Consider the following 20,001-nt stretch of genomic DNA (forward strand, 5'->3'; position numbering starts at 1 on the left):
ACGACGGGCGCGCGAACCCGGTTCGCGCCGCCTCTGTGATGGCTGTCGAACCGGTGCGCGCACCGGGCGGGGACTGCTGGTTGTCTGCTTCTGCGTGGCGACGAAGCTGCGTCGTCGCGGGCTTACGCGCTTTCGAACAGACGCGTCAGCACGAACTCGCGATGGCCGAGCGTTTCGGCGGCGGTCCAGCGACCGTTGGCCGTCGCGAGCATGCATTCGAGCAGCTTGTCGCCGCTTTGATCGAGGTTCTGTTCGCGTTGCAGGATGCCGGACACATCCACGTCGATGTGCTCGCCCATCGTGCGAACCGTGCGCGGATTCGCGCAAATCTTGATGACCGGCACGATTGCATTGCCGATCACATTGCCTTGCCCCGTCGGGAAGAAGTGCACCGCGAAGCCCGATGCCGCGCACAGCGTCACCATTTCCGCCGCCGCCGACGACGAGTCCATGAACCACAGACCCGAATGCGTCGGCTCCTCGGCCTTGTCGAGCACGCCATCGACCATGCACTTCTTGCCGATCTTCTGAATGTTGCCCAGCGCCTTTTCTTCGATGGTCGTCAGGCCGCCCGCAATGTTGCCCTTGGTCGGTTGCGACTCGGAGAGGTCGTCGGTTTTCCAGCGGTTGATCATGTCCTGATAGCGGTCGAACATGAACTGGAAGCGCTCGCGCACGCCGTCGTTCGCGCAGCGTGCAGCGACGATCTGCTCGCCGCCCGTCAACTCCGACGTCTCGCCGAACACGAGCGTATTGCCGAGGCCGTAGAGCTTGTCGAACGCATTGCCGACGGTCGGATTCGCGCCGCAGCCCGAGGTCGTGTCCGATTCGCCGCATTTGGTCGACACCCACAGCTCGCTGATCGGGCATTCCTCGCGTTCGAGCGCGGTCGCGTACTGCACCATTTCCTTCGCGGCCTTCGATGCACGCATGATCGTGTCATGGTCGCCATGCAGTTCGATGCCGAAGCCCATCACCGGCTTGCCCGATTTGGCGATGCCGTCGACCACGCGCTTGGTCCAGCCTTCCTCGATGCCGATCACGATCACCGCCGCGACGTTCGGATTGCTGCCCGCGCCGATCAGCGTGCGGAAGTGCAGGTCCAGGTCGGCGCCGAATTGCAGGCGGCCATACGGATGCGGAACGGCCATCGTGCCTTTGATCGCCGACTCCACGGCCAGTGCCGCGGCATTGGACAGATCGTCCACCGGCAGGATGATGACGTGGTTGCGCACGCCGACGCGGCCGTTTTCACGGCGATAGCCACGGAAGGTAGTGTCCAGTTGAATCACGCTCATGATGTCTCTCTCGATATGGGGTGGAAAAAGCCTGGCTGCGTGTCTGCTGATTACCAGCGCTTCGTCTTGATGTTGTGCACGTGCGCGTGCTCGCCCGCCGTGATGGGCGCGACCACCTTGCCGATATCCACGCCGTACTTGAACACCGTATCGCCCACTTTCATGTCCTTCAGCGCCACCTTGTGGCCGATGGGAATGTCCTGCTTCGCGTTCACCGTGACGATCTCGTCCTCGTCCATGATCCACGCGTTCAACTGCGAACCCGCCTTGATGCCCTCGATCACAGCGACGCCCACCGTGTCCTTCGCCTCGTGCAGCACGATATGAATCGTCTTGCGCTCGCCCGCCTCTCCCTTTGCCGCACTGCTTGCTCCCGCTGCTGCTTGGTTCATTTGCTCCTCCAGGTTGATGAATCGGAGGCCAGTTCACTTGGCGCCGTCCGTTGAGTGCATAGTAGGCCCACATCTCATACATGTCAACTAGCTCATCTATATGTGTTGAATGTCTCGCGAGGAACGGTACAATCGGCGTCATGGAACAATCAAGCCAGGGAGACGTGATGAGCACAGTCACGGTCATGCCAACCAGTCCCGGTGGCACGCGGTACAAGGAAGTGAAGGAAGCGATGCTGGCCGCCTTGACGGCGCGGGAATGGAAAGGCGGCGAGGTGATTCCGTCGGAGAAGCGTCTGGCCGAACGTTTCGGCGTGTCGATAGGCACGTTGCGCAAGGCGATCGACGAGCTGTGCGCGGAAAAGATCCTGATCCGTCACCAGGGGCTCGGCACCTTCGTCGCCCAGCATCGGCGGGATCGCCACTTCTTCCGATTTTTTCGCGTCGTACGGCGCGACGGCGAGCGCACCTATCCCGCGGTCACGCTCGTCAACTTCAAGAAGGCGAAGGCGTCGGCGCTCATTGCGGCCAAACTCGGCATCGAGAGCGGCGCACGGCTGTTCGTGTTTACGAATGCGCTGTCCTTGCACGGCAAGGTCGTGCTCATCGACACGGTCATGCTCCCCGAGGCAAAATTCCCCGATCTCACCGAGACCATGCTGCGCGACCGGACGGATACGCTGTACAACTTCTATCAGGACGCTTTCGGCATCAACGTGACCGGCACGGACGAGCGCCTGCGCATCGCGCGCGCGAGCGAGCTCGAAAGCGAACTACTGAAGATAGACGTTGCCAGTCCGGTTCTGGAGGTCGAACGCGTCGCATATTCGTTCAATCAGATGCCGGTCGAATACCGCCTGACTCATATCAATACCGAAGAATACGAGTACGTTGCGAGCACGATGAAGGACGGCGAGGGCTGACTCTGCTCGCGAACGGCCGTCATCACATCTGAAAGCGGTCACGCGTCGTCACATAGTCGCTCGCGCCGAAGCGGCCTACCGGAAAGTAATGCTCCAGGCGCACGCGCCAAGTATCGATATCGATGAGTTCGTCACGCGCATGCAGCATCAGCACGCGGCCGATGAAGATGTGGCGGCTCGCCGTTTCGAGCGTCTCCCATAACGCGCACTCGAACGCGACGGGCGCCTCGGCGATGCGCGGCGGCTTCACGCGCGTCGAGGCAAGCGCGCTCAAACCAACCTGTTCGAGCTCCGAGACATCCGCGGCGAAGCGTTCGCCGCAGCGATGCATCTGCTGCGCGATGGCTTCATCGGCGAGATGCACGACGAACTCCTTTTCGCGCGGAACATTCACCGCGGTGTCCTTCAACGTGCCGTCCGCCAGCCGGTTGATGCTGATCATGACGATGGGCGGCTCTTCGCCCAGCATATTGAACATCGAGAACGGCGCGGCATTCACGGTGCCGTCCGCGCCGAGCGTGGTGACGAGCGCGATCGGGCGCGGCACGATGAGACTCGCCATCAGCTTGTAACGCTGATACTCGGTAATCGCTTCGAAATCGATTTCCATGTCACTCCACTGCGGTTCGTTGCGCGGGATCGATGCCGAGCAGATGCGCGAGCCCGTTCGCACCCGGCATGCGCGATGTCTCGATGCGCGCCTCCAGGCTGCGCAGATGCGCCGTCATGTGCGCGATCGCGCCCGCGGCATCGCGCGCTTCGAGGCAATCGAGGATGGCGGTGTGCTCGTCGTGCTCGCACGGCGCGTTGCCGGCCGGCTCGTAAGCGCCGACGATCAACGAGCAGCGCGAGATCAGTTCGCTGAGATAGTGTTCGAGGATCGCATTGCCCGCGAGCGCCGCGATACGCAGATGAAACGCGCTCGCAAGCCGCGCCCACGATGGCTGATCGAAGCGATGCATCGCCTCGTGTTCCTCGTCGAGCTGTCCGCGCAACGCGGCGATATCGGCGGCGCTCGCGCGCTCCGCCGCGAGTTCGACGAGCGCACGCTCGACCGAGCGCCGCGCCTCGAAAATCGCCCGCGTCTCCTCGCGGGTCGGCTGCGCGATCACCGCGCCCTTGTTCGGACGCAGCACGACGATGCCGTCGTACGCGAGCTTTTCCAGCGCGCGCCGCACCGCCGCGCGGCCCACGCCGAACAGCGCGCATAGCTCGGGCTCGGGCAGCTTCGTGCCGGGCGCGAGCCTGCGATTGAGCACGCCTTCGAAGATCGACCGATAGACGCGCGCGTCCGCGCTCTCCTTGCCGCTCTTCATGCGGCCTGCGCCGGCACGGGCACGGCTTCTTCGGCATGACGCGCTATCGCGCCGGGCGTCGCGAGCCAGATGTCCTCGCGCGCCGCCGCGATATGCGCGAGCGCACGCCGCAAATGCCGCAACCGGTACGGCTGCCCGACGATATACGGATGCAGCGCGATGCCCATCACGAGCGCCTGCGGCGTGCGCGCGCGCAGCGTCTGTTCGAGCATCTCGTCGAACTGATCGATGATCATGTCCGCGAAATCGCGCATGTCCATGTGGCGCACCATGATCATCGGCAGGTCGTTCAGCTCCTGCGGATAGGGAATCGACCAGAGCGGGCCGCCGCGCGTGTTCATGCGCACGGGCCGGTCGTCGTGACACCAGTTGAGCGTGTAGCGAAAGCCCGTCTCGGCGAGCAGGTCCGGCGTGCGATGCGATTCGGAGATCCACGGCGAGAGCCATCCCGAAGGCGCTGCGCCCGAACATTCGAGGATGCGCGCGCGGCAGTGCGCGAGCAGCGCGCGTTCGCCGTCTTCGTCGAGATCGCTTTGACGCTGCGCGTTCGTGTGACCGTGCGCGATGAGTTCGTCGCCACGCGCGGCGCATGCTTCGACGAGCGCGGGACAGTGATCATAGAGCGACGTATTGATGAGCGTGCCCGCGGGCAAATCGAGTGCATCGAACAGTTCGATGCAGCGCCACGCGCCCACGCGATTGCCGTACTCGCGCCAACTGTAGTTGAGCACATCGGGCTGCGGCGACAACGGCCCGAGCGCCGCGCCCAGCCCCTCGCCGAACGCGAAGTGTTCGAGGTTGAAGCCGAGATAGACCGCGAGGCCCGCGCCGTTCGGCCAGCGATAACCATCGCTTTCGTGGATCGGCCGATAGTCGAAGCGTCCATGCGTCTTCAACGGAGCGAAGTCGTTCATTGTCGAATGTGATGAACCGGTTTGGTTAGGTCATGCCCCATAGCGGACGTGATCCGCACCTCGATCGCACACGTCAGGTGTCCAGAAATGCTGACGATCGGGGTCCGCGATCGTGTGCAATATGCGCGCCAATTCGTCGACGCCTGCTGTCAGCGTATGCGGCAGCGTTCCGGTCGCGCGACTCGACCGCACGCCCGCGCACGAATGGCATATGTCTTGCAATGGCTTGCCCGCTGTATTCAATCAGCGTCTTCAACAGGACAAGCCTTCATGGTTCAACCGGCATCCACGGTGGTTCGCGCGAGCCCGGCCGATATCGAGCTCGTGCATGTTTCGAAGCGCTATGGCGATGCGCTCGCCGTCGACGCCATCGACCTGCGCATTCCCGGCGGCGCGTATTGCTGTCTGCTCGGGCCGTCCGGTTGCGGCAAGACATCGACGCTGCGCATGATCGCGGGCCACGAGTGGGTGTCCGAAGGCGATGTGCTGATCGGCGGGCGCAATGTCACGCGCGAGCAGCCGGTCGCGCGCGGCACGGCGATGGTGTTTCAGAGCTACGCGCTCTTCCCGCATCTCTCGGCGCTCGACAACGTCGCGTTCAGCCTCAAGGTGCGCGGCGTCGCGAAGGATGCGCGCAGGAAGCGCGCGGGCGAACTGCTGGACCTCGTCGCGATGTCGGCCTATGCGAACCGCAAGCCCGCGCAGCTTTCGGGCGGACAGCAGCAGCGCGTTGCGCTTGCACGCGCCCTTCTCAACGAGCCGCGTTGCCTGCTGCTCGACGAGCCGCTCTCCGCGCTCGATCCGTTTCTGCGCGTGCAGATGCGCGCCGAACTCAAGCGCTGGCAGAAGGAACTCGGCATCACCTTCGTGCACGTCACGCATTCGCAGGAGGAAGCGATGGCGCTCGCCGATCTCGTCGTCGTGATGAGTCACGGTCATATCGAGCAGAGCGGCACGCCCTTCGACGTATTCAACCGGCCGCGCACGGAATTCGTCGCGCGCTTTCTGGGCGGTCATAACGTGCTCGGCTCGAACGGACGGCTCTTCACGGTGCGCGCAGATCATCTGCGCATCGCGCCGCAGGGCGTCGCGCCCGGCACGAGCGCGGGCGACAGCGGTCTTCTGCGCATCGGCGGACTCGCGTGCACGGTGCGCGAAGCCGAGTATCAGGGCACGCATCTGCGCATGACGCTCGATCCGCTCGACGGCTCCCCCGAGCTCGTCTCGATGATCAGCGACGCCGACTACGACGCGCAACGCGCCGGCCCCGGCGCGCGCGTGACGGTGTGGTGGGACGAGCAGAACGCGCATCCGCTCGCCGCGTGAGATCAGGCAATCACAACTTCAAAATCGAGGAGAGTCCATGAACGACGAACAAGCCAACGCACGCGAAGCAGACACCACGAACGCAGGCATTTCACGCCGCACTTTCATCAAGGGCGCGGTGGCGGCGGCGGGCATCGCCGGGTTTCCGTATGTGCACGCGCAGGAGAAGATCACGCTGCGCTATCTCGGCACCGCGGTGAACCAGAGCGCGGAGATCGCGAAGAAGTTCAAGGAAGATACGGGCATCGAGATTCAATACATTCCCGTCACCACCGACGATGTGACCAAGCGCATCATCACGCAGCCCAATTCGTTCGATATCGTCGATACCGAATACTTCTCGCTCAAGAAGCTGATTCCCGCCGGCACGCTCGCGGGCATGGATGCGAAGCGCATCAAGCTCGCGGACAAGATCACGCCCGTATTGACCAAGGGCGAGGTGAACGGCAGGAAGATCGGCGATCAGGGCACCGCGCCGAAGAAGGTGATGTTCCTCAAGGGCGCGCGTTCGACGGAGTTCAGCGCGACGCCCACCGAATGGATGACGCTCATCCCCACGACGTACAACGCGGACACGCTCGGCATCCGCCCGGACCTGATCTCGCGGCCCGTGACGACATGGGCCGACCTGCTCGATCCGCAATTCAAGGGCAAGGCGGCGCTGCTCAACATTCCGGCCATCGGCATCATGGATGCGGCCATGGCGATCGAGGCGACGGGTCATGTCAAGTACGGCGATAAGGGCAACATGACGAAGGCGGAGATCGACCAGACCATCAAGGTGCTGATCGAAGCGAAGCGCGCCGGACAGTTCCGCGCGTTCTGGCGCGACTTCAACGAGAGCGTGAACCTGATGGCCTCGGGCGAAGTGGTGATCCAGTCGATGTGGTCGCCCGCCGTCACCAAGGTTCGCACAATGGGCATCGCGTGCAAGTTCCAGCCGCTCAAGGAAGGCTATCGCTCGTGGGCCTCGGGCTTCGGCTTTCCGCGCTCGCTGCAGGGCAGGAAACTCGATGCCGCGTATGAATTCGTCAACTGGTTCCAGGACGGCTGGGCGGGCGCGTATCTGATGCGCCAGGGTTATTACCCCGGCGTGACCGAAACGGCCAAGTCGCACATGCAGGCCTACGAGTGGGACTACTGGATGGAAGGCAAGCCCGCCGCGCAGGACATCAAGGCGCCCGACGGCCAGTTGCTGGAAAAGGCTGGCACCGTGCGCGACGGCGGCTCGTACACGCAGCGCATGGGCGCGATCGCCTGCTGGAACGCGGTGATGGACGAGAACATCTACATGGTCCAGAAATGGAACGAGTTCATCGCCGCATAAGGGAGCGCCGCTCACGATGGCTTCGGTCGAATATCTCCAGCAGGCAAAGCAGACGCCGGTGCGTCACCGGCGCGTGAGCGCGTGGCTGCAAGCGACGCCGCTCACGCTGACCTTCCTGCTGTTTTTCATCGTGCCGCTCGTGATCACGCTGATCGTGAGCTTCTGGGACTTCAACGAATATCAGATCATCCCCGCCTTCACGCTGAAGAACTACGCGGCGATATTCGATGGTTGCGGTTCGTTCACGGACGTCTGCGTGACCTTCAAGACGTACTGGTCGACACTCAGGTTCTGCGCGATCGTGTGGGCCGTCACGCTCGTGCTCGGCTTCGCGATCGCGTACTCCCTCGCCTTTCACGTGCGCACCACCGCGATGCAGACCGTGCTGTTCCTCGTCTGCACCATTCCGTTCTGGACCTCGAACGTGATCCGCATGATCTCGTGGATTCCGCTTCTCGGGCGCAACGGTCTCGTGAATCAGGCGCTGATATCGGCGCATCTCGTCGAGCGGCCCATCGATTGGCTGCTGTACTCGAACTTCTCGGTCGTGCTCGCGTTCGTGCATCTCTACACGTTCTTCATGATCGTGCCGATCTTCAACGCGATGATGCGCATCGATCGTGCTTTGCTCGAAGCGGCGCGCGACGCCGGCGCAAGCGGCTGGCAGGTGATCCGCGACGTGGTGTTGCCGCTCTCGAAGACGGGCATCGTGATCGGCTCGATCTTCGTCGTCACGATCGTGATGGGCGACTTCCTCACCGTCGGCGTGATGGGCGGACAGCAAATCGCCTCTGTGGGCAAGATCATCCAGGTGCAGACCGGCTATCTGCAGTTTCCCGCCGCGGCGGCCAACGCGATCATCCTGCTCGCCGTCGTGCTGATGATCGTATGGGCGCTCACACGCGTCGTCGATATCAGAAAGGAGTTGTGACATGGCGGGTGCAATCGCGCATCGGGAACATCGGCCCGCGAGCTTCTACTGGCTCGCGCTCCTCTTCGGGCTATTCGTGCTGTTCCTGTACGGGCCGGTCATCACGATCTTCATTCTCTCCTTTCAGGGCCCGGAAGGCGGTCTCACCTTCCCGATGCGCGGCGTCTCGCTGCACTGGTTCGCCGGGTTGCGCGACGGCGTCGGCGATATTGACATCTGGGCCGCGTTCGGACGCTCGGTGAAGCTCGCGCTCGCGGTGACGGTGCTGACCGTGCTGTTCTCACTGAGCGCGGGCCTTGCGTTCAGGCGGCGCTTTCGCGGCGATACCGCCGTGTTCTATGTTTCCGTGGCGAGCCTCATCATGCCGTCGATCATCGTGTCGCTCGGTATCGGCCTCACGTTTCGCCTGCTCGATACGCTCATCAAGTATCTGGCGAACGAATGGGGCTTCCAGTCGTTCGCGGATGGCTGGACCACGTCGATGGGCCTCTTCACCTCGGCGCTCGGCGCGCATCTCACGTGGACGCTGCCGTTCGGCCTGCTCGTGATGTTCGCCGTGTTCAACCGATTCAATCCGGCGTACGAGGAAGCGGCGCGCGATCTCGGCGCTTCGCCGTGGCAGTCGTTCAAACATGTGGTGCTGCCGATCATCGGGCCTTCCGTGATCGGCGTCGGCATGTTCGGCTTCACGCTCTCGTGGGATGAGATCGCGCGAACCTCGCAGGCGATAGGCGATCAGAACACGCTGCCGCTCGAGTTGCAGGGCTTGACGACATCGGTGACGACGCCCGTCATCTACGCGCTCGGCACGGTGACGACGCTGATGTCGCTTGCGGTGATGGTCGGCGGCCTGTTGATCGTGAGATCGATTGCCAGGCGCCGAAAGCTCGTCGATTGAAGCGCCTACGTCAGTTCGAGCACCCGCTCTCCGGCAAGAAACGCGCGCACCAGTTCATGCGCCTGCGACTTGTGCGCGGCCTGCCATGAAGGCGCGAGCATGTCGGTATCGAACATCCGCGAGATCGTGTACGCGTTCGACTTGTGAAAATAAGCGAGGCTCACGAGCGTCACATACAGATGCAGCGGATCGATGCCGCGACGCAAGGTGCCCGCGGTTTCGCCGCGCCGGATGAGCGTGCGCAGCTTGTCGAGCACGGGCGATGACATCGCCTGAATCACTTTCGAGCGCTTCAGGAAACGTGCGCGATTCAGGTTCTCCCACGACAGCAGGCACAGCAACTCCGGATGCGCGGCGAAATGGCCTTCGGTGAAATCGTAGAGTTGCAGAATGCCGCTCGCGGGATCGACGCTGCGCACGTCGAGCGTCACCGCGAGTTCCGCTTCGCGCAACCGCGCGAGCACATGTTCGAGCACTTCGACATACAGCGCTTCCTTGCCGCCGAAGTAGTGATAGATCATGCGGATGTTCACCTTCGCGCGGCTCGCGATAGTCTCGACGCGCGCGCCGCTGAAGCCCTTGTCGGCGAACTCCCTGATGGCGATCCTGAAGATGCGCTCGCGCGTTTTGGCGGCGAGCTGCTGGCGGCGTGTGGGCTCGTCTTTCTTGTTCTTCGCGGGAACAGCGGTACGTGGCATGAATTCGATCGATGAGTTGAACACGGCGCGACGAAACACGATGGTACTCCGTCGCGCCGCCGCAGCTAGCGTTTGAACGGCTGCGTGAGCGCGGGCGGCGCGGTCTGCCGGCCGATCAGCCCCGCTACCGCGATCAGCGCGAGCAGGTACGGCAGCATGATGAGCAGCGCCGTCGGCACGTGCAGGCCGAACATCGGCAACTGAAACTGCATGGCGGTGGCCGCGCCGAACAGCAGGCACGCGAGCGCTGTGCGGCCGATCTTCCAGTTGCCGAAGATGATCGCCGCGATCGCGAGATAACCGGTGCCGTTGGTCATGCCTTCGGTGAACGTGTGAATATCGCCGATAGAGATGAAGCATCCCGCCGCCGCCGACATCACGCCGGAGAACAGCACCGCGCCGTAACGGATGCGCGCGACAGGCAGGCCCGACTGATCGACCGCGCGCGGCGCGACGCCCGTTGCATGCAGCGCGACGCCGAGCGCCGTGCGGCGCATGACGACCGAAGTCCCGAGCAGCACCGCGAGCCCCGCATACAACAACCAGACTTGCCCGAACACGGGTTCGCCGATCAGCGGCAATCTTCCGAGCACCGGCGGCGACCAGTGCGCGAGTCCCGGAATCGCGGCGCTCGACCGTTCACCGAAAATCTCGCGATAAGCGAGCGTCGTGCCGCCGAGCGCGAGAATGTTGATGCCGATGCCCGTCACGATCTGGTTCGCGCGCAAGGTCACGCTCAGGAATGCCTGCAGCAGCGCGAGCGGAATCACGCCGAGCATGCCGCACAAGAGGCCGATCGACGGATTGCCGGTGAGCCAGGAAAACGTCGCGCCGAGGAACGCGCCGGTGAGCATCATGCCTTCGACGCTCATGTTGAGCACGCCCGCGCGCTCGCTCACGAGTTCGCCGGTTGCGGCGAGCATCATCGGTGCGGAGAGACGAATGGATGCGCCCGCGAAGACCGCGAGAAGTTCGAGATTCATCGGCGTGCCTCTCCCTTGTCGAGCCACAACGCGCCGCCCGCGAGCGCGATCGTGACGATGCCCTGCACGATCAGCACGAGCGCCGAAGGCACCTGCGCGACCATCTCCATGTTGATGCCGCCCGAGCGCAGAAAGCCGAACAGCAGCGCCGCGGCGAACACGCCGGTAATCGATCCGCGCGCGAGCAGGCCGACCACGAGCCCGTCGAAACCATAGCCCGACGAAAAACCCGCCTTGAGCGAGTATTGATCGCCTTGCAGCATCAGCGCGCCGGCGAGTCCGCTGAACGCGCCCGCGAGCGCGAGCGCGCCGACCAGCGATGACGTGATCGGCAAGCCCGCGCGTTTCGCCGCGATGGCGTTGAGCCCGGCGGCGCGCAGCGCGAGACCGAAGCGCGTGCGCGCGAGCAGGATCGCGGATGCGACGGCGAGCACGATCGTCACCGGCAAGCCGATGTTCAGGTTCATGCCGCTCGCGGCGAGGATCGCGGGCAGCTTGGTCGGATCGGGGATTTCGAGCGATTCGGGCAAGGTGGCGCCGTTCGTCATCGGCTGGCGCAGCAGCGCTTCGCTCTGCACGCACCAGTAGAGCAGCCATACCGCGATGAACGAGAGCAGCAACGTGCTGATGACTTCGTTGGTGCCGGCCTTCGCCTTCAGCACGCCGGGCACGCCGCCCCACACCGCGCCCGCCGCAGCCGCGCACAGCATCGGCACGACGAACGACAGACCGAAGGGCAGATGCGCGCAACCGCCGTAGAGACTCATCGCGGTCGCGACGATGCCGCCGATCGCGAGTTGCCCTTCTCCGCCGACGTTCGTGAGCTTCGCGCGGTTCGCGATGACGAAGCCCGTGCCGACGAGCGCGAACGCGAGACTGCGATTGATCGACGCACCGATCGCATAGGGCGAGCCCCACGCGCCATCGGCGAAGGCGGCGAGCGCGTCGGCGATGGAAACGTGCATCAGCGCGATCAACGCGAGCGCGGCGAGCATCGCGAACGCGACGGCCGCCGCGATCACGCATGCGACGCGCACGTGCGGCCAGCGCGCGCGCCAGCTTTGCGTACCGTGCGCGGACGCGAGCGGCGTTTGCAACTTCATGTGCGGATTCATGCAGTCTCTCCCGCGCCCGCCATCCACGCGCCGATGCGTCCGCGATTGCTCGCATCGGGCGTGCACGTGCCCATGATGCGGCCGCGATACAGCACGACGATGCGATCGGCGACGCTCATCAGCTCGTCGAGTTCGGAGGAAATAAGCAGCACGCCCACGCCGCGATCGCGCGCCGCGCGGATGTGCGAATACACGGCGGCGACCGCGCCGACATCGAGACCGCGCGTCGGTTGCGCGGCGAGCAGAAAGATCAGCGGATCGAGCGTCAGTTCGCGTGCGAGCACGGCCTTTTGCTGATTGCCGCCCGACAGCCCGCCGAACAGCGCATCGGGACCGCTCGCGCGCACGTCGAAACGCTGCATCAGTTCGAGCGCGGCGGCGCGCATCGCGCGGCGCTTCAGAAAGCCGCCGCGCGTGTAGCGGTCGAGATGATTGAGCAGCAGATTGTCGGCGAGGCTCATGCCCGTGACGCAGCCGACCGCGTGCCGGTCTTCCGGCACGATGCCCACGCCCGCTTGCGTGAGTTCGCTCGGGCTCGCCTGAGTCATGTCGCGCCCCGCGATGAAAAAGCGTCCCGCCGATGCGCCCGACATGCCCGCGAGCACCGCGCCGAGTTCGCTCTGGCCATTGCCCTCCACGCCCGCAATGCCGACGATCTCGCCGCGATTCACGACGAGCGTGCAGTCGCTGAGGCGCGCGACGCCTTCGGCATCGCGCGCGCTGAGTCCATCGATCTGCAGCACTTCGTCCTGCAACGGTCGCGAGTACGGCGAGGCGCTCTTCACGAGCGACAGACGCCCGGCGAGATCGTCGGGGGTGTCGTCGCCTTCGCGATGGATCATCGCGTGCACGAGCCGGTCGATCTCCGTCGCGGGCGATGCGGAACGCGCCACCACGCGGCCCGATTGCAGCACGGTCGCATGGGTGGCGATGCGGCTGATCTCCTTCAGCTTGTGCGTGACGAGCACCACTGCACAGCCGCGCGCGGCCACGCGCTCGCAGGTGTCGAGCAGCGCGTCGATTTCGGCGGGCAGGAGCACGGCGGTCGGTTCATCGAGCAGCAGGAGACGCGGCTCGCGCATCAGGCACTTCACGATCTCCACGCGCTGCCGCTCGCCGACCGATAGATCCGCCACCTTCGCTTCGAGCGCCAGTTCGAGGCCGACGCTCGCGAGCACGGCGTGCACGCGTTCGGCTTCGCGCTGCCGATGAAGCCATCCGCGCGCCTGTCCGAGCAGCAGATTGTCGAGCACGCTGGCATCGTCGACGAGACTGAAGTGCTGATGCACCATCGCGATGCCGTGTGCGAGCGCCTCGCGCGGATTGCGCGGCCGATACGGCGCGCCGTTCACGCGCATGGCGCCGGAGTCCGGCTGATGCACGCCGAAGATCACGTTGCATAGCGTCGATTTGCCTGCGCCGTTTTCGCCGAGCAGGCAATGCACATCGCCCGGCATCAGGTCGAGCGAGACGCCTTCGAGCGCGGTGAACGTGCCGAAGCGCTTGCCGATGTCCGTGAGCGCGAGGATCGGCGCGGCATCGAACGAAGGAGAAGGCAGCGTGCTCATCCCTCGGACACCTTGATCTTGCCGCTCAGGATGTCGTCTTCGATCTGCTTGAGCTTCGCATCCATCGCGGGCGTCGACTTGCAGACCACCATGCCCGACGCCTTCGGTCCCATCGCGAGGCCGAACGCCTTGTAGCCGGGCTGCCACTGCCCTTTCTCCAGTTGCTCGATCGCGTATTGCGCCTGATAACCAACGCCCGTGATGCTGTACGCGATATAGAGCGGATCGCTTCCGCAGCGGTCCGTATAGCTGCCGATGATATGCGTGTCCTTCTCCTTGGCGGCCTGTTCGAGTCCGCGCAAGCCGAGGTTCAGGATGTGGTAGTGCACGTCCGCGCCCTGCGCGATGGCCGCCGCCGTCGCTTCGCGCGACTTCGCGACGTTATCGAAGTCGCCGGTATAGCTCTCGAAGTATTTGATCTTCGGATTGACGTAGCGCGCGCCGTTGCCGAACTCCTTGCCCGCGTTGACGATCGATGGAATCTCCATGCCGCCGACATAACTCACCGCGCCGTTCTTCGACAGCATCGCGGCCGCCGCGCCCGCGACGAACGCGATCTCGGCCTGCTTCACGTCATAGCCGGCGACATTGGCCGGCATGTTCTCGCCCTTGTTGCCGCCGACGACGGAGAACTTCACGTTGGGAAAGCGCTTCGCGATCTTGAGCACGGCCGCCTGCGTCTGTCCGCCGATACCGATCACGAGTTGATTCTTCGTCGCGAGATTGGTGAGCGCCTGCTCCATGTCCGCGTAGTTGATGTTCTCGATGATCTGCGTCTTGAGCTTCGGCCCGAACTCCTTCTGCGCGGCGAGCACGCCGTCGTAGCCCGATTCCATCCAGCCCTTGTCGGTCTTCGAACCCGGAATCAGCACGCCGACGCGCATCGCGTCATCGGCGGCGTGCGCATCGGAGAGAAGGAACGCGGGCGCGGCGAGCGCGACGACACCGGCCGTCACGACGAGGCGCGACACGAGACGACGGCGCAATTTTTCGCGAGAAGCCTGTTGCAAGCTGAACATCACTGGCACTCCTTTTGCGTTGACTTTCGGTAAGTAGGTTATTCATGACTGAAACGCTCATTGCAACTTCGATGCCAATGCGCCTTCGGTGCGATGAAGAACCGCTTCCTCGATGCCACGCAGAACACCGGCGGATGACGCGCTTGCGCTGCGTCTCCGATGCACTCGCACTACACTGATCCAACGCTTCGGAGAAACCGATGGACCACGCTTCAAACCCAGACCGGACAACGCCGGGCGGCCCGCTCGGCGCCTTCGCGCAGACCCGCTGGCACGCCACGGATGCGCTTGTCGACATGGCCGTGCAGGCGCCCGCGCCGCGCATCGCGATACTCGATTCCGCGCCGCAGAAAGTGCGCTTCGATATCGAAAAAGCGGCGCTCGTCATCATCGATATGCAGAACGACTTCTGCACCAAAGGCGGGTGGGTGGACCATATCGGGGGCGATTACGGTGCGGACCGCGCGCCGATTGCACCACTGCAGCGCCTGCTGCCGATCGCACGGAAGAGCGGCGTGCCGGTGATCTGGGTCAACTGGGGCAACCGGCCCGATCTCGCCAACATGCCGCCGAACCAGCTTCATCTGTACAAGCCGAAGGGCACGGGCATCGGGCTCGGCGAGGCGCTGCCAGAACATGGGGCGCGCGTGCTGGAAAAAGACTCGTGGGCCGCTGCCGTCGTCGATGAACTGATGATCGAGCCGCAGGACATTCGCGTGGACAAGTACCGCATCAGCGGCTTCTGGGACACGCCGCTCGACAGCATCCTGCGCAATCTCGGCGCGCGCACGCTCTTCTTCGCGGGCGTGAACACCGATCAATGCGTGATGCACACGCTCACCGACGCCAACTTCCTCGGCTACGGCTGCGTGATGCTGACCGACTGCTGCGCGACATCGTCGCCCGCGTTCTGCACCGAGGCGAGCATCTGGAACGTGAAGAAGTGCTATGGCTTCGTCGCGGACTCGCTTCAGTTCGCCGATGCGTTGAGGGGAGCAAATCAATGAGCGCCTTCGTTCCCGGCCCGCGCGTGCGCGTCGCCGCCACTTCGGGCGGTGTGCTCGATGGCCTTCGCTTTGCCGTGAAGGATCTGATCGACGTGGCCGGCGTCACGACGGGCGGCGGCAATCCCGACTGGCTCGCCACGCACGGACCCGCCGCGCGCCACGCGCCCTGTGTCGCGAAACTGCTCGCCGCCGGCGCGAGCGTGGACGGCAAGACCATCACCGATGAACTCGCCTACAGCCTCGAAGGCGTGAACGCGCATTACGGCACGCCGGTCAATCCGCGCTGGCCGCACGCGTTGCCGGGCGGATCGTCAAGCGGCTCGGCATCGGCGGTTGCGAATGGCGATGTCGATTTCGCGCTCGGCACCGATACCGGCGGCTCCGTTCGCGTGCCCGCCGCGTTCTGCGGCCTGTGGGGCATCCGCCCGACGCACGACGACGCCGCGCTCGACGGCGTGCTGCCCTTCGCGCCCTGCTTCGATACGGTGGGCTGGTTCGCGCGTTCGGGTGAATTGCTCGCGCGCGTCGCCGACGTCATGCTCGATGACGTCGCCGCGCTCGATGCGCCCGCATCGTTCGTGCTCTTCAAGGAAGCATTCGATACGCGCGCCGAGCGCGAGCCGGACGATGCGCAGCGCCTGCGCGAACTGTCGATGGCGCACGACGAGATCGAGATCTTCGCAGGCGATCGCGCACGCTGGCTGCACGTATATCAGCACTTGCAGGACGATGCGATTCGCGCGTCGCTCGGCGCATGGATCGATGCGCATGCGCCGCGCTTCGGCGCGGACATCGCAACGCGTTTTGCGCGGATGAAGTCGCTCGACGATGCGGAGGTCGAACGCTGTCGCGCGATGCGTACGACGCTCGCCGCGCACGTGGACGACATCGTGGCGAAAGCGCTGATCGTGCTGCCGACGACGCCCCGCGCGCTGCTCGACAGGAACGAGCCGCCTGACGACATCGGCGCGTTCTATCGCGATGCGCTCACGATGAACGCGGTCGCCGCGTTCGGCGGCTTGCCGCAAGTCACCGTACCGGTCGTGAACGGACCCGACAGGCCGCTCGCGCTGTCGTTCATCGGACCGCGCGGTAGCGATCGCGCGCTGATCGCCCGCGTGCGCCAACTCTTTCCCACTGTTTCGTGAGCATGAACGCCATGTCCTCTTCCATCGACGCTTATGTCGAAGCCGCGCTCGCGTTGCATTTTCCGTCGCTATCCGACGAAGCCGCCGCGCGCGTGAAAGCGCAATTCGCGCGCATTGCGCAACTCGCCGCGCCCGTGCTCGCGTATCACGTCGATGCCGACGACGAACCCGCGCCGGTATATCGCCCATGACGACATCGAACCATTTCCCGTATGGCGCACTCGCCATCGCGCGCGCCTATGCCAATGGCGACTTCAGCGCACGCGAACTGATCGAGGCGACGCTTGCGCGCATCGACGCCTACGACGCACAGGTCAACGCATTCACTACCATCACACGCGAACGCGCGCTCGTCGAAGCGGACGCGCTCGATGCTCGCCGCGCGCGTGGCGACACGTTGCCGCCGCTCGCGGGCGTGCCGTTCGCCGCGAAGAATCTCTTCGATATCGAAGGCATTGCGACGTTGGCCGGTTCGCGCGTGCTCAGGGACGCACCGGCCGCCGCCTGCGATGCGGCGCTCGTGACGCGTCTCACCTCTCAGGGCGCGATCATGATCGGCGCGCTCAACATGGACGAGTTCGCCTATGGCTTCACGACCGAGAATCATCATGCGGGGCCGTGCCGCAATCCGCACGATCTGACGCGCTCGGCGGGCGGATCGTCGGGCGGCAGTGCGGCCGCGGTCGCGGCGGGCTTCGTTCCCATCACGCTCGGCACGGACACGAACGGCTCGGTGCGCGTGCCCGCGTCGCTGTGCGGCGTGTTCGGCGTGAAGCCGACTTATGGACGTCTTTCGCGCCACGGCACCTATCCGTTCGTTGCGAGCCTGGATCACATGGGCGCGTTCGCGCGTAGCGTCGATGACCTCGCGGCCACCTACGACGCATTGCAGTTCGCCGATCCGCTCGATCCCGCGTGCGCGCAGCGGGCCTTCGAAACCGCGAATGCGAAGCACGGCGAATTGCGAGTCGCGCGGCTGGGCGGCTATTTCGACGACCACGCTAACGACGACGCGCGCGATGCATCGCATGCGGCGGCAGAGGCGCTGGGCGCGTCGGAAACCGTCGAGTATCCCGATGCCGATGCCGCTCGTGGCGCGGCGTTTCTCATCACGGCGGCCGAGGGCGGTCAGTTGCATCTGGCGAACCTGCGTGCGCGATACGACGAGCGCGAACCGCTGTCGCGCGATCGTCTGATCGCGGGCGCGCTGCTGCCCGCGGCGTGGGTGGTGCAGGCGCAGCGCGTGCGCGCGGCATTGAGAACGCGCGTGCTCGAATTGTTCGAACGCTACGACGTGCTCGTCGCGCCGGCCACGCCGATGGTCGCGCCGCGCATCGGCGACGAGTTCATGGACATCAACGGCGAGCGGCTCGCCGTGCGGCCGAATCTGGGTCTCTTGACTCAGCCGGTGTCGTGCCTCGGGCTGCCGGTCGTCGCCGCGCCGATGCGCACGAGAAGCGGCTTGCCTATCGCCGTGCAACTGATCGCGCCGCCGTGGCGCGAGGATCTCGCGTTCGAAGCGGCGCGCAGGCTGGAGACGGCCCAGGTCGCGCATTGCCCGCCGCCGCCGGTGTTCGACGAGGCGCTTCTTTTGCCGGGAGCTAACGCATGAACGAGATCAATCGGCCCGACGTGCTTGCCGAAGTCGATGCGGCTTTCGACGCGTACGAGCAAGCGCTCGTCACCAATGACGTCGCCATGCTAGACACGCTGTTCTTCGATTCGCCGCATACCCTGCGCTATGGCGCGACGGAAAACCTCTATGGCTACGATGCGATCCGCGCGTTTCGCGCTGCGCGGCCGGGCAACGGCCTCGCGCGGGAGATCACGGCGCGCGTCGTGACGACATACGGCGACGCGTTCGCCGTCGCCAATATCGAGTTTCGGCGCGATGGCGATCCGCGCATCGGACGACAGAGTCAGACGTGGGTGAAGATGCCGGACGGCTGGCGCGTGGTGAGCGCGCATGTGAGCTGGATGGGTGGGTAGACGCTGTGCTGTTTGCTCCACTCGGCCGCTTCACCCCCGCGCCCTCTCGACAGCAAGCTTGTCATCATATCTTCATGCGTGAAACATTGATGCCTGAGACCGACACGTCACCCATCACGCCGCTATTGGTCAGGACGATTGCTTCAACAGGTGCCGTGACCATTCTCCTGTGAATCTCTTTGTCCACGTCAAGCTTCAGCAGCGGCACCGATTCACCAACCGACCACCCTTTTGAATTGCGAAAGCTGTTGAGCGCGTCACGCGTCATAAATAAAAAGATGATGTCTTTCGACTTTTCATTTTGCAAGCCTATCGAACCCGACGTCATGCTGTAGTAGCCGGCGTTCTTCCCGCCTACTTGCAATGCGCCTTCGCCGTATTCCTCGACTATGAAGGGGTCCAGCAGAACTTCTGGAAACACGAGAACGCCGTTCGCCTTTGCGATGAGTTCCTTCGAACGATTGACCACATCGTAAAGCCGCATTAAAGCCTCGCGGACATTAGCGTTGATTTGTTGCCGCAGCAGCGAGGTGGATTCGGCGGCAAGCGTGTCACTCATCATCGCCGGAAAACCCGCCAGCGCAAGGCCCACAACGCTGAGCGCGGCCGTCCCAGACTGTATAAAGGTTCTTCTGCGCATGATGCCTCTGCCTCCACTAAACGCTTTCACCATTCGATTGGATTGATGAAACGCGCAGTCATCGAACCTCGACAATCGGAAAAAGCAGCGCTAAGAATAAAAGATAGCAATCTCACCTTAAGGGAGCCTGACGATCGCTGACAAACATGTGTCGGAGGCAGTGGTAAGCTGCCGTTGCTCGCCAACTTTGCGAGGAATAGTGCAATTTATAGGAAGCCTTAAAGGGAAGCAGAGTTCGCAGGACACTTGTTTCTATAGCCAAGTCGTGACCACATAAGCTCCCCTTAAGAATAAAGTACCAGAATAAAGCCAAAGTCCAATAGCCTTCCGATTGAAGCGCTAACAATATTGACGTCAGCAAGGTGACATGGCCGCCCCGCGCCAACGCGCATGCTGATTGGCAAACCAGATTCCGATACTCAGACAGATGTTTGGCGCTCCACGTTGATGTTTGACGTGTCCGGGCGCGAGTGTCGGGCACAGAAGCTGTCTCTTTCATTCCTTTTTTG

At 64.0% G+C, this 20,001-nt stretch carries 21 protein-coding genes; 10 read left to right on the forward strand and 11 right to left on the reverse strand.

What is annotated here, in order from left to right; all coding sequences use genetic code 11:
- Nucleotides 1-122: 122 nt before the first annotated feature.
- Both QCE73_RS25340 and QCE73_RS25345 read right to left on the reverse strand, forming a co-directional pair.
- Complete coding sequence (locus QCE73_RS25340; RefSeq protein ID WP_035500559.1) at nt 123-1,298, reverse strand: UxaA family hydrolase; 1,176 nt, start codon at nt 1,296-1,298, stop codon at nt 123-125.
- 50 nt (nt 1,299-1,348) lie between these two features.
- Entirely contained in the window at nt 1,349-1,618 is a 270-nt protein-coding gene (locus tag QCE73_RS25345; protein ID WP_035500656.1) for a UxaA family hydrolase, read from the reverse strand.
- Nucleotides 1,619-1,857: 239 nt separating this feature from the next.
- On the opposite strand from QCE73_RS25345, the gene QCE73_RS25350 reads away from it, so the two are divergent.
- Nucleotides 1,858-2,613 carry a GntR family transcriptional regulator gene (locus QCE73_RS25350; RefSeq protein ID WP_051626786.1) on the forward strand — a complete coding sequence of 252 codons (756 nt, stop codon included), beginning with the start codon at nt 1,858-1,860 and terminating at the stop codon, nt 2,611-2,613.
- A gap of 22 nt (nt 2,614-2,635) precedes the next feature.
- On the opposite strand, the gene QCE73_RS25355 is transcribed toward QCE73_RS25350, so the two are convergent.
- Genes QCE73_RS25355 through QCE73_RS25365 form a run of 3 tightly spaced genes read right to left on the reverse strand, consistent with a single transcriptional unit; the run spans nt 2,636 to nt 4,843 of the window.
- Complete coding sequence (locus QCE73_RS25355) at nt 2,636-3,223, reverse strand: flavin reductase family protein (protein WP_309884065.1); 588 nt, start codon at nt 3,221-3,223, stop codon at nt 2,636-2,638.
- 1 nt (nt 3,224) lies between these two features.
- A complete protein-coding gene (locus QCE73_RS25360; protein WP_309884066.1) occupies nt 3,225-3,929 on the reverse strand; it encodes a GntR family transcriptional regulator in 705 nt (234 codons plus the stop codon).
- Nucleotides 3,926-4,843: a polysaccharide deacetylase family protein gene (locus QCE73_RS25365; RefSeq protein ID WP_309884067.1), complete on the reverse strand. Its 918-nt coding sequence runs from the start codon at nt 4,841-4,843 to the stop codon at nt 3,926-3,928. Before QCE73_RS25365 ends, QCE73_RS25360 begins: the two co-directional genes overlap by 4 nt.
- A 270-nt stretch (nt 4,844-5,113) precedes the next feature.
- Here QCE73_RS25365 and QCE73_RS25370 point away from each other — a divergent pair, with 270 nt between their 5' ends.
- The 4 genes from QCE73_RS25370 to QCE73_RS25385 are packed head-to-tail and all read left to right on the forward strand — an operon-like array spanning nt 5,114 to nt 9,325.
- Nucleotides 5,114-6,169, forward strand: coding sequence for an ABC transporter ATP-binding protein (locus QCE73_RS25370; protein WP_035500553.1), 1,056 nt, complete (start codon nt 5,114-5,116; stop codon nt 6,167-6,169).
- 37 nt (nt 6,170-6,206) lie between these two features.
- Nucleotides 6,207-7,496 (forward strand): extracellular solute-binding protein, encoded by a 1,290-nt coding sequence (locus QCE73_RS25375; RefSeq protein WP_309884068.1) that lies wholly within the window; start codon nt 6,207-6,209, stop codon nt 7,494-7,496.
- Nucleotides 7,497-7,512: 16 nt separating this feature from the next.
- Entirely contained in the window at nt 7,513-8,427 is a 915-nt protein-coding gene (locus tag QCE73_RS25380) for an ABC transporter permease (RefSeq protein ID WP_309884069.1), read from the forward strand.
- A gap of 1 nt (nt 8,428) precedes the next feature.
- On the forward strand, nt 8,429-9,325 hold the full coding sequence (locus tag QCE73_RS25385; protein WP_309884070.1) for an ABC transporter permease: 897 nt from the start codon (nt 8,429-8,431) through the stop codon (nt 9,323-9,325).
- Nucleotides 9,326-9,330: 5 nt separating this feature from the next.
- Here the strand turns inward: QCE73_RS25385 and QCE73_RS25390 are convergent, their stop codons facing one another.
- The 5 genes from QCE73_RS25390 to QCE73_RS25410 form a co-directional block, all read right to left on the reverse strand.
- On the reverse strand, nt 9,331-10,023 hold the full coding sequence (locus tag QCE73_RS25390) for a TetR family transcriptional regulator (protein ID WP_309884071.1): 693 nt from the start codon (nt 10,021-10,023) through the stop codon (nt 9,331-9,333).
- A gap of 65 nt (nt 10,024-10,088) precedes the next feature.
- Nucleotides 10,089-11,006 (reverse strand): ABC transporter permease, encoded by a 918-nt coding sequence (locus tag QCE73_RS25395; RefSeq protein WP_309884072.1) that lies wholly within the window; start codon nt 11,004-11,006, stop codon nt 10,089-10,091.
- Nucleotides 11,003-12,121, reverse strand: coding sequence for an ABC transporter permease (locus tag QCE73_RS25400; RefSeq protein WP_309884073.1), 1,119 nt, complete (start codon nt 12,119-12,121; stop codon nt 11,003-11,005). Before QCE73_RS25400 ends, QCE73_RS25395 begins: the two co-directional genes overlap by 4 nt.
- Nucleotides 12,118-13,689: an ABC transporter ATP-binding protein gene (locus QCE73_RS25405; protein WP_309884074.1), complete on the reverse strand. Its 1,572-nt coding sequence runs from the start codon at nt 13,687-13,689 to the stop codon at nt 12,118-12,120. The genes QCE73_RS25400 and QCE73_RS25405 overlap by 4 nt, the downstream gene beginning before the upstream one ends.
- Complete coding sequence (locus QCE73_RS25410; protein ID WP_035500541.1) at nt 13,686-14,711, reverse strand: BMP family protein; 1,026 nt, start codon at nt 14,709-14,711, stop codon at nt 13,686-13,688. The genes QCE73_RS25405 and QCE73_RS25410 overlap by 4 nt, the downstream gene beginning before the upstream one ends.
- Nucleotides 14,712-14,908: 197 nt before the next feature.
- On the opposite strand from QCE73_RS25410, the gene QCE73_RS25415 reads away from it, so the two are divergent.
- From QCE73_RS25415 to hpxZ, 5 genes are read left to right on the forward strand one after another with little or no spacing between them, the layout of a single operon-like run.
- Nucleotides 14,909-15,715 carry a cysteine hydrolase gene (locus QCE73_RS25415; RefSeq protein ID WP_309884075.1) on the forward strand — a complete coding sequence of 269 codons (807 nt, stop codon included), beginning with the start codon at nt 14,909-14,911 and terminating at the stop codon, nt 15,713-15,715.
- Nucleotides 15,712-16,863, forward strand: coding sequence for an amidase (locus tag QCE73_RS25420; protein WP_309884076.1), 1,152 nt, complete (start codon nt 15,712-15,714; stop codon nt 16,861-16,863). Before QCE73_RS25415 ends, QCE73_RS25420 begins: the two co-directional genes overlap by 4 nt.
- 11 nt (nt 16,864-16,874) lie before the next feature.
- Entirely contained in the window at nt 16,875-17,054 is a 180-nt protein-coding gene (locus QCE73_RS25425) for a DUF4089 domain-containing protein (protein WP_309884077.1), read from the forward strand.
- Nucleotides 17,051-18,475, forward strand: coding sequence for an AtzE family amidohydrolase (locus QCE73_RS25430; RefSeq protein WP_309884078.1), 1,425 nt, complete (start codon nt 17,051-17,053; stop codon nt 18,473-18,475). Before QCE73_RS25425 ends, QCE73_RS25430 begins: the two co-directional genes overlap by 4 nt.
- Nucleotides 18,472-18,852, forward strand: coding sequence for an oxalurate catabolism protein HpxZ (gene hpxZ, locus QCE73_RS25435; RefSeq protein ID WP_309884079.1), 381 nt, complete (start codon nt 18,472-18,474; stop codon nt 18,850-18,852). The genes QCE73_RS25430 and hpxZ overlap by 4 nt, the downstream gene beginning before the upstream one ends.
- Before the next feature lie 64 nt (nt 18,853-18,916).
- Here the strand turns inward: hpxZ and QCE73_RS25440 are convergent, their stop codons facing one another.
- The gene (locus QCE73_RS25440; RefSeq protein WP_309884080.1) at nt 18,917-19,492 is read right to left on the reverse strand and encodes a hypothetical protein; all 576 of its coding nucleotides are present in this window, start codon (nt 19,490-19,492) and stop codon (nt 18,917-18,919) included.
- Nucleotides 19,493-20,001: the final 509 nt, after the last annotated feature.

Source organism: Caballeronia sp. LZ029 (assembly GCF_031451275.1).
Lineage (GTDB): Bacteria > Pseudomonadota > Gammaproteobacteria > Burkholderiales > Burkholderiaceae > Caballeronia > Caballeronia jiangsuensis.

What these genes read in the sequence shown, in the direction of transcription:
- QCE73_RS25340 (WP_035500559.1), bottom strand. Translation starts at nt 1,298, where the DNA reads ATGAGCGTGATTCAACTGGACACTACCTTCCGTGGCTATCGCCGTGAA.
- QCE73_RS25350 (WP_051626786.1), top strand. Translation starts at nt 1,858, where the DNA reads ATGAGCACAGTCACGGTCATGCCAACCAGTCCCGGTGGCACGCGGTAC.
- QCE73_RS25355 (WP_309884065.1), bottom strand. Translation starts at nt 3,223, where the DNA reads ATGGAAATCGATTTCGAAGCGATTACCGAGTATCAGCGTTACAAGCTG.
- QCE73_RS25360 (WP_309884066.1), bottom strand. Translation starts at nt 3,929, where the DNA reads ATGAAGAGCGGCAAGGAGAGCGCGGACGCGCGCGTCTATCGGTCGATC.
- QCE73_RS25365 (WP_309884067.1), bottom strand. Translation starts at nt 4,843, where the DNA reads ATGAACGACTTCGCTCCGTTGAAGACGCATGGACGCTTCGACTATCGG.
- QCE73_RS25370 (WP_035500553.1), top strand. Translation starts at nt 5,114, where the DNA reads ATGGTTCAACCGGCATCCACGGTGGTTCGCGCGAGCCCGGCCGATATC.
- QCE73_RS25375 (WP_309884068.1), top strand. Translation starts at nt 6,207, where the DNA reads ATGAACGACGAACAAGCCAACGCACGCGAAGCAGACACCACGAACGCA.
- QCE73_RS25380 (WP_309884069.1), top strand. Translation starts at nt 7,513, where the DNA reads ATGGCTTCGGTCGAATATCTCCAGCAGGCAAAGCAGACGCCGGTGCGT.
- QCE73_RS25385 (WP_309884070.1), top strand. Translation starts at nt 8,429, where the DNA reads ATGGCGGGTGCAATCGCGCATCGGGAACATCGGCCCGCGAGCTTCTAC.
- QCE73_RS25390 (WP_309884071.1), bottom strand. Translation starts at nt 10,023, where the DNA reads ATGCCACGTACCGCTGTTCCCGCGAAGAACAAGAAAGACGAGCCCACA.
- QCE73_RS25395 (WP_309884072.1), bottom strand. Translation starts at nt 11,006, where the DNA reads ATGAATCTCGAACTTCTCGCGGTCTTCGCGGGCGCATCCATTCGTCTC.
- QCE73_RS25400 (WP_309884073.1), bottom strand. Translation starts at nt 12,121, where the DNA reads ATGAATCCGCACATGAAGTTGCAAACGCCGCTCGCGTCCGCGCACGGT.
- QCE73_RS25405 (WP_309884074.1), bottom strand. Translation starts at nt 13,689, where the DNA reads ATGAGCACGCTGCCTTCTCCTTCGTTCGATGCCGCGCCGATCCTCGCG.
- QCE73_RS25415 (WP_309884075.1), top strand. Translation starts at nt 14,909, where the DNA reads ATGGACCACGCTTCAAACCCAGACCGGACAACGCCGGGCGGCCCGCTC.
- QCE73_RS25420 (WP_309884076.1), top strand. Translation starts at nt 15,712, where the DNA reads ATGAGCGCCTTCGTTCCCGGCCCGCGCGTGCGCGTCGCCGCCACTTCG.
- QCE73_RS25425 (WP_309884077.1), top strand. Translation starts at nt 16,875, where the DNA reads ATGTCCTCTTCCATCGACGCTTATGTCGAAGCCGCGCTCGCGTTGCAT.
- QCE73_RS25430 (WP_309884078.1), top strand. Translation starts at nt 17,051, where the DNA reads ATGACGACATCGAACCATTTCCCGTATGGCGCACTCGCCATCGCGCGC.
- hpxZ (WP_309884079.1), top strand. Translation starts at nt 18,472, where the DNA reads ATGAACGAGATCAATCGGCCCGACGTGCTTGCCGAAGTCGATGCGGCT.
- QCE73_RS25440 (WP_309884080.1), bottom strand. Translation starts at nt 19,492, where the DNA reads ATGCGCAGAAGAACCTTTATACAGTCTGGGACGGCCGCGCTCAGCGTT.